Source organism: Dermabacter sp. HMSC06F07, from assembly GCF_001807345.1.
In the GTDB taxonomy this organism is placed as follows: Bacteria; Actinomycetota; Actinomycetes; order Actinomycetales; family Dermabacteraceae; genus Dermabacter; species Dermabacter hominis.
Window position 1 is genome coordinate 35264 of sequence record NZ_KV788581.1, and the last position, 6925, is coordinate 42188.

Genomic DNA, 6925 nt, shown 5'->3' on the forward strand with positions numbered 1-6925 from the left:
ATTTTCAAAGGAGAAAACAATGAACGCTGAATTCGCCCCAAGTCGCCGCGCCATGCTTTTCGCATCGCTCGGTATCCTCGCAATCCCCTCCCTCGCCGCGTGTGGAACCACCCAGGGCGGAACAAGCGGCGGTGAGGGCGGTGGCAATGCCGCCGGCGCCATGGTCACAGTTCCCAAACTCACCGGTATCGCTTGGTTCAACCGCATGGAAGAAGGTGTCAAGGAATACGCCAAGAAAACGAGCGAAAACGCCTACTATCAGGGTTCATCCGAAGCCGATGCCGCGGCACAGGTTAAGGTTCTTGAAGACCTCATCGCCTCAAAGGTCGCTGCGATTTGCGTGACGCCTTTCCAGCCCGATGCTGTCGAGCAAACGCTCAAGAAGGCCATGGACGCTGGCATTAAGGTCGTGACCCACGAAGCTCCGTCCATCAAAAACGCTGACTATGACGTTGAAGCGTTCAAGAACGCTGATTACGGCATCAACCTCATGAAGCTCCTCGCGGAAAAGATGGGCAACAAGGGCGAATACGCGATCATGGTGGGCTCGCTCTCCTCTACCACGCACATGGAGTGGGTCAACGCCGCCAAGGAGTACCAGGAGAAGAACTTCCCGGAGATGAAGCAGGTTGGCGATTTCGTCGAAACAAGCGACGATTCCCAAAAGGCCTACGAGGCCATGCAAGAGCTCCTTTCGGCTCACCCGAACCTCGCGGGCGTGCAGGGTTCCGCCTCGACTGACGTCGTTGGCGTGGGCCAGGCAGTAGATGAGGCAGGACTTCAGGACAAAATCGCCGTGGTTGGCACTTCCACCCCGAAGGACACGAAAGACCTTCTTGAAAGTGGCGCGATCGACGTGATCCAGTTCTGGGATCCGGGCCACGCTGCGTGGGCTCAGAACGCTATCGCCAAGCTTCTCCTCGACGACAAAAAGGTTGAAGAGGGCACTGACCTCGGCATCGACGGTTACGGCAAGATCACCATCGAAGACAAGGTCGTGTACGGCGATAATGCCTGGATCAACGTGACCAAGGACAACGCCGGCGACTATGACTACTAAACCCGCACACGCTACTGACGCGAACGGTGAGGTTGCCGTTCGCGTCAGCGGCATCTCAAAAACGTTCGGAACCGTCAAAGCCCTCAACGACGTTTCACTCACTCTGCGCCAGGGAACCGTGCACGCGCTCGTCGGTGAAAACGGATCCGGGAAGTCGACCCTGACCAAAATCATCGCGGGGGCCTACTCTCCGGATTCGGGAACGATCGAACTCGAAGGCAACGCCATCGAGTCCATCACCCCGCGCGATGCTCTGGCTCACGGCGTTCGCGTGATCTACCAGGATTTCGCCCTTTTCCCGAACATGACCGTCGCTGAGAACATCAGCTTCGACGGATCGAAAGCCCCCGTCGGAATTGTTCCCTCCCGCGAAGCCCGCGCCCGCGCGAAAAAAGCACTGGCCACCCTCGGGATGACCATTTCGCCGAACACGCGCCTCGGTGACCTTTCCACGGCTGAACGTCAGCTCGTGGCAATTGCCCGCGCCGTTTCTGCGGACGGTCGCATCATCCTCATGGACGAGCCCACTGCGGCTCTGACCCAAGATGAGATCGACTCCTTCCTCGAAACTGTGCGTCACCTCGCGGCGCAAGGCATGAGCTTCATCTTCATTTCGCACAAGCTGCGCGAGGTAGTCGAGATTGCCGATGACGTTACGGTGATCCGCGACGGCAACCTCATCGCGACAGGCCCCGCGGCTGAATACGATCTGGAGCGAATTTCGAAGCTCATGACGGGCACCGACGTTCTCAATGAGCGCCGCGAGAGCGCATGGGAGCGCGCCGAAAAACCGATTGTGGCAGCTCGAGGCATAAGCCTTGGCCACGAGTTCAACGACATTAATCTCGAGCTTCACCCCGGCAGGATCCTCGGGCTGTCAGGACTCGTCGGCTGCGGAAAGATCGAGATTGGCCTCGCCCTCGCCGGCCTCATCAGCTGCGATAAAGGCACTATTGAGCTCAACGGCAAACCGACGAAGGATCTTCGCTCAAAGAAGGAGATCCAATACGTACCTGACGACAGGCTCACTGAAGGCCTCTTCCTCGACTGGTCGATCGCCGACAACATGACTGTCAACAACCTGCACAACGTGCGTGGAAAAGGCGGTCTCATCTCCGCACGCTCAATCATGGCAAGTGCGAAAGAGTGGCGTTCACGCTTGCGCATCAAAGCACCGAGCGTGAGCGCACCAGCGTCGTCACTCTCAGGTGGTAACCAACAGCGAGTGCTGCTTGCCCGCACTCTCGCACCACGGCCCAAAGTCGTCATCATCAATAATCCGACCGTAGGTGTCGATGTGGGGTCTCGCGCCGACATTCACGATCTCATACGGTCGGTTGCTGATGAGGGAACCGCCGTTCTTCTCGTGTCCGATGAACCTGCAGAGCTCATGAGCCTGTGCGACGAAATTGCCTTCGTGGTGCAGGGCGAGATCGTGAAACAAGCGGAGGCTACCGAGCTCACCGAGGAAATCATCATCGATATCAATGGTCAAAGGAGTCAGGTATGAGTTCTGTGGCTGAAACTCAGGCAACGCAGTCGCCAGACAGGTCTTGGCTCGCAACCCTGCTCGCTAAGCGTGAACTGCTCCTCGGCATCGTCATCGTGGTGACATGCATCGTGTTTGCTCTCGGAAACCCCACGTTCCTCTCTGCCGCGCACCTCTTCGGCATCGGCCGATCCGCAGTTGTCGTTGGCATCATGGCGCTTGGGGTTCTTCTAGTGCTGCTCACCGGCGGCATCGACGTGTCTGTCTCTGCTATCGCCGTATCAGCGATGTACCTCACCACGGTGACGTTGCAAGCGCTCAACTTCCACGGGACATTCCTGGTGGCGGTCGCACTCGCCGTTGTGATCGGGGCACTCCTCGGTCTCATAAACGGCATCCTCGTGGCCTGGCTCAAGCTGCCGTCGATGATTGTAACGATCGGCACCCTCACCCTGTACCGCGGCGGGCTTTTGGCGTTCGTCGGAACCGAACGAATCCGCAGCCTGCCCGCGCAAATGTCTGATTTCGCGCGCACCCAGCTCTTCACCACGCAAAGTGCTGGGCGCACGGTTTCGCTCCACGCGAGTGTCCTCATTCTCTTCGTGCTCGCGGTCGTGCTTGCGTTCTTGTTGCACCGACTGTGGTGGGGCCGCTATATCTACGCGATCGGTGACGATGAAGAAGCGGCAAAGCGCATGGGGGTTAAGGTCAACCTCATTCGCACCTCCGCGTTCATCGTGTCGGGTGCCACCGCGGGATTGGCAGGCCTGTTCTATGCCGCCATGAACCGCGCCGCGGACCCTTCGACATTCACGGGGCTGGAGATGACGGTACTTGCCGCCGTTGTCCTCGGTGGTGCCGCAGTCACAGGAGGTCGCGGCAGCGTTCTCGGCACGATGCTCGGCGTCCTCCTCATCACCGTCGTGGGCTCGAGTCTCGTGCTCGTTGGAATTCCCGCGGCGTGGCAGGACCTCTTCATCGGCGCGTTCTTGCTCTTCGGAGTATGCGTGCCGGCAATTCGCGACCGCCGCGTTGAACGCCGGCGAGGAATGGTGGTGACAGAATGAACGACGCTCGTCTCGGGCCTCGCGCCCAAGTGTGGACCCTCATCGCACTCGTCGTTGTACTCGCAGTGTCGCTCAGCATCATGGCACCGAACACCTTCCCGACGATTCTCAACATGCAGAGCATGATGGGACAGATCGCGCCACTTGGGATCCTCGCGATCTGCATCGGGATCACCTTCCTGATTGGCGGCATTGATCTGTCAGTTGTGGCAGTAGCGAACACGGCTGCGATCACTGCCGCGCTCGTAGGCGAAGCCCTCCTGCCGTCAATGGGCTCGACGCTGGCGACTGTCCTCGCGGGTATCGCCGCACTCATCGTCGGAGCCGCTGCAGGTGCGATCAACGGGTTCCTTATCGCCACACTGCGCGTACATCCGATCCCTATCACGCTCGGCACCATGAGCGTGTACCTCGGCATCAGTACGGGTCTCACCAAGGGTGCAACCGTGTACGGAAGCGGGAACGCGGGGGTTATCGCAACAACCACAGTGGCGCTCATGCCCATGTCATTCGTGATCTTCCTGCTGCTACTTGCCGGTTTCACCCTCGTTACCTTGAAAACCCGCTTCGGTTTCCACATGTACACGATCGGTGAATCAAATAAGGTTGCGCGCTTCGCCCGCATCCCCGTAGACCGCACGATCCTCGTGGTCTATGCCTCCTCAGGCGTGCTCGCTTCGATCGCGGGACTTCTCATGTTCGCGTCAACCAACGCAGCGAACGTATCGTTCGCAAGCTCCTACCTCATGCAAGCCATCTTGATTGCCGTGATCGCTGGTATGGACCCCTACGGCGGCGCCGGCCGTCTGTGGATGATCGCCATCGGAGCGATCGCCATGCAGGAGCTCCAAACCGGTATCAACATGGTCCTTGGCTCCTGGTCAGGTTCAGCATTTGCCTCCAACTTCGTATGGGGCGTACTTCTGATTGCTGTTCTCGGCTTCAGCACCTGGCTCAGTCACCGTAAACGTGATGCGCGTGAGGAAGAAGCGGAGAAGGCTCTCGACGCCGATACGTCAGCACCAGCCCCCGCTTAGACGCTAACGGCACTAATTTCTCGAAGGGCCTTACCTCAGTCTTGAGGTGAGGCCCTTCGACCGTCACGTTCATGACATCGACTGCGCACACCTTGGTTGACCGGTGAAAGCCCTACCCGGCTCGCGCCGCCGCTCATGACCCGCAGATCAAGCGCCGTGCGAGACACGCGGTAGCGTCGGATCCCCCGGGAAAAGGCGGGGCCCCACAGCGCGCATGACGTACACGAGCGCGACCAGCACGGGAATCTCCACCATCGGACCGATCGTGCCCGCGAGTGCCTGCGAAGAGGTCGCGCCGAAGGTTCCGATTGTCACGGCGATCGCGAGCTCAAAATTGTTTCCGGCGGCTGTGAAGGCCGTGGAGGCACTCTGCGCATAGTTCATGCCCGATGCGCGGGCGGCAATAAGCGAGATTCCAAACATGAGCACGAAATAGGCGAGCAGTGGCAGGGCAACACTTGCGACGCTCCAGGGGTGCTGCAGAATCTGCCGGCCCTGGAGGCAAAACAGCACGACGATCGTGTAGAGCAACCCGATCATCGCGAGTGGCGAGACCTTCGGGAGGAAGGAGTGCTCGAACCATTCCCGGCCTTTGTATCGCTCACCGAGGATGCGTGAAAGCACGCCGAGGGCAAGCGGGATGCCGAGGAAAATGAGCACGCTTTTCGCGATCGCCGCAAAGGAGAAGTGCGCACTGGTGGTGTCAAGCCCGAGCCAGCCCGGGAGAACCTGGAGGTAAAACCAGCCGAGCACCGAGAACATGACGAGCTGGAACACGGAATTGATCGCTACGAGAACAGCCGTTGCTTCACGGTCCGCGCACGAAAGATCGCTCCACACAAGCACCATGGCGATGCAGCGCGCGAGACCCACGATCACAAGGCCCGTTCGAAGCTCCGGTTCGTTCGGCAGAAACACCCACGCTAGAGCAAACATCAGGAGTGGACCCAGGATCCAGTTGAGAAGCAGCGAGAGGATCATGAGCCGCCTGTCGCGCACGATTTCCCTCGCTTTTTCAAACCGCACCTTCGCAAGAGGCGGATACATCATGACGAGAAGGCCGAGAGCGATCGGCAGCGAAATGTCGCTAATTTTTACGTGGTTGAGCACTTCCGCGGTTTGCGGAACCCACACGCTCAGCGCAATTCCCACGACCATCGCGGTAAGTATGAAAAGCGGCAAAAGGCGGTCAAGGATGGACAGTCGAGGTGCGGCGCTATCCTGCACAATTATTCCTTTCGCTTACTCGGCGCTTGCGGTCAGCTCTGCAAGCAGGGCCCGAACGCGTCGATCAATATCGTCGCGGATGAGGGCCATGCGCTCCTCCCCCTCGACTCCGCGCAAGGAGGGCTCGTCGATGTCCCATTTTTCGATCGTGCCGCGCATCCCCTCGATCGGTTCGACGTGTGCGTCTCCACCCATAATGATGGTGCGGTGTGCGGCGCGCAGAATGCGTGGGTCGATCGGCTTCGGGAATTCCCCGTCAAAATTTCCTCCGACGGCTGCCACGCTCACGCGAGAAGCTTCATTGAGCGCCGTCCCCGGCTTCGTGCCCGCTGAACGCACCTCGATCGCATCGCGTGCATGGTGACGCATGAGTGCTGCCGCCATTTGGCTCTTGCCGCCATTTTTCACGCACACGAACAGCACACTTGGTGCATTCATGGTTTCCCTCCTCGCAGGAATGGATAGTCAGCGCTCATTCTAGGAGGCGTCGGCTCTGACCGGATCGGCGGGCCGGGCAGGGCTGGAACTCGAGCGGACATCGCGAATCCGCTTTCACGCGAATGGCCCCCGGAAGCATGTCACTTCCAGGGGCCACTCACATTCAGGCCAAGTCTTTAGCCGCGATCAGGGCTTGCGACGCCTCACAATCGTCACGCCCACTGCCATCAGTGCGATGGCCAGGGCTGCGGCGGCGCCCACCTCGGTGCCGGTGCGGGGCAGCGGCAAACGAGGCTTTTCAGGGACTGGAGGCGTTGCCGGGGGCGTTGGTGGCGTCGGCGGGGTTGCCGGAGGCGTTGGCGGCGTCGGCGGTGTCGGCGGAGTCTGCGTGTTCGTGATCGTGAAACCGTCGCGAGCATTACCCGTCACCATCGAGGTGAAACCGTCGACCTCAAGCTCCTCAACCGAGTAGGTGATGCCAACCTGCTTGCCATCGATCTTCTTGGTCAGCGGCAAACCAGTGAACGTATACGTCCAGCCGTTCTCGGAGTTCAACTCAACTGGGTCACCAACCGGGGACTTCTCCCCACCAGTCGACTCCATCAGC

7 protein-coding genes are annotated in these 6925 nt (G+C 59.7%); 4 read left to right on the plus strand and 3 right to left on the minus strand.

The window, feature by feature from the left end; translation table 11 throughout:
- Window positions 1–19 precede the first annotated feature (19 nt).
- From HMPREF3157_RS04465 to HMPREF3157_RS04480, 4 genes are read left to right on the plus strand one after another with little or no spacing between them, the layout of a single operon-like run.
- A complete protein-coding gene (locus tag HMPREF3157_RS04465; protein ID WP_016663554.1) occupies window positions 20–1060 on the plus strand; it encodes an autoinducer 2 ABC transporter substrate-binding protein in 1041 nt (346 codons plus the stop codon).
- Entirely contained in the window at window positions 1050–2570 is a 1521-nt protein-coding gene (locus tag HMPREF3157_RS04470; RefSeq protein WP_070435645.1) for a sugar ABC transporter ATP-binding protein, read from the plus strand. Before HMPREF3157_RS04465 ends, HMPREF3157_RS04470 begins: the two co-directional genes overlap by 11 nt.
- Complete coding sequence (locus HMPREF3157_RS04475; RefSeq protein ID WP_083288055.1) at window positions 2567–3616, plus strand: ABC transporter permease; 1050 nt, start codon at window positions 2567–2569, stop codon at window positions 3614–3616. Before HMPREF3157_RS04470 ends, HMPREF3157_RS04475 begins: the two co-directional genes overlap by 4 nt.
- The gene (locus HMPREF3157_RS04480; RefSeq protein WP_070435646.1) at window positions 3613–4653 is read left to right on the plus strand and encodes an ABC transporter permease; all 1041 of its coding nucleotides are present in this window, start codon (window positions 3613–3615) and stop codon (window positions 4651–4653) included. Before HMPREF3157_RS04475 ends, HMPREF3157_RS04480 begins: the two co-directional genes overlap by 4 nt.
- A gap of 147 nt (window positions 4654–4800) precedes the next feature.
- On the opposite strand, the gene arsB is transcribed toward HMPREF3157_RS04480, so the two are convergent.
- The 3 genes from arsB to HMPREF3157_RS10530 form a co-directional block, all read right to left on the minus strand.
- Window positions 4801–5880 carry an ACR3 family arsenite efflux transporter gene (gene arsB / locus HMPREF3157_RS04485; RefSeq protein ID WP_070435647.1) on the minus strand — a complete coding sequence of 360 codons (1080 nt, stop codon included), beginning with the start codon at window positions 5878–5880 and terminating at the stop codon, window positions 4801–4803.
- A gap of 15 nt (window positions 5881–5895) precedes the next feature.
- Entirely contained in the window at window positions 5896–6318 is a 423-nt protein-coding gene (locus HMPREF3157_RS04490) for an arsenate-mycothiol transferase ArsC (protein ID WP_070435648.1), read from the minus strand.
- A 186-nt stretch (window positions 6319–6504) separates the two neighbouring features.
- On the minus strand, window positions 6505–6925 hold a 421-nt coding region (locus HMPREF3157_RS10530), incomplete at its 5' end, for a Cna B-type domain-containing protein (protein WP_168161688.1).

Coding starts and splice junctions, on each gene's coding strand:
- HMPREF3157_RS04470 (WP_070435645.1), top strand. CDS start 1,050: ATGACTACTAAACCCGCACACGCTACTGACGCGAACGGTGAGGTTGCC.
- HMPREF3157_RS04475 (WP_083288055.1), top strand. CDS start 2,567: ATGAGTTCTGTGGCTGAAACTCAGGCAACGCAGTCGCCAGACAGGTCT.
- HMPREF3157_RS04465 (WP_016663554.1), top strand. CDS start 20: ATGAACGCTGAATTCGCCCCAAGTCGCCGCGCCATGCTTTTCGCATCG.
- HMPREF3157_RS04480 (WP_070435646.1), top strand. CDS start 3,613: ATGAACGACGCTCGTCTCGGGCCTCGCGCCCAAGTGTGGACCCTCATC.
- HMPREF3157_RS04490 (WP_070435648.1), bottom strand. CDS start 6,318: ATGAATGCACCAAGTGTGCTGTTCGTGTGCGTGAAAAATGGCGGCAAG.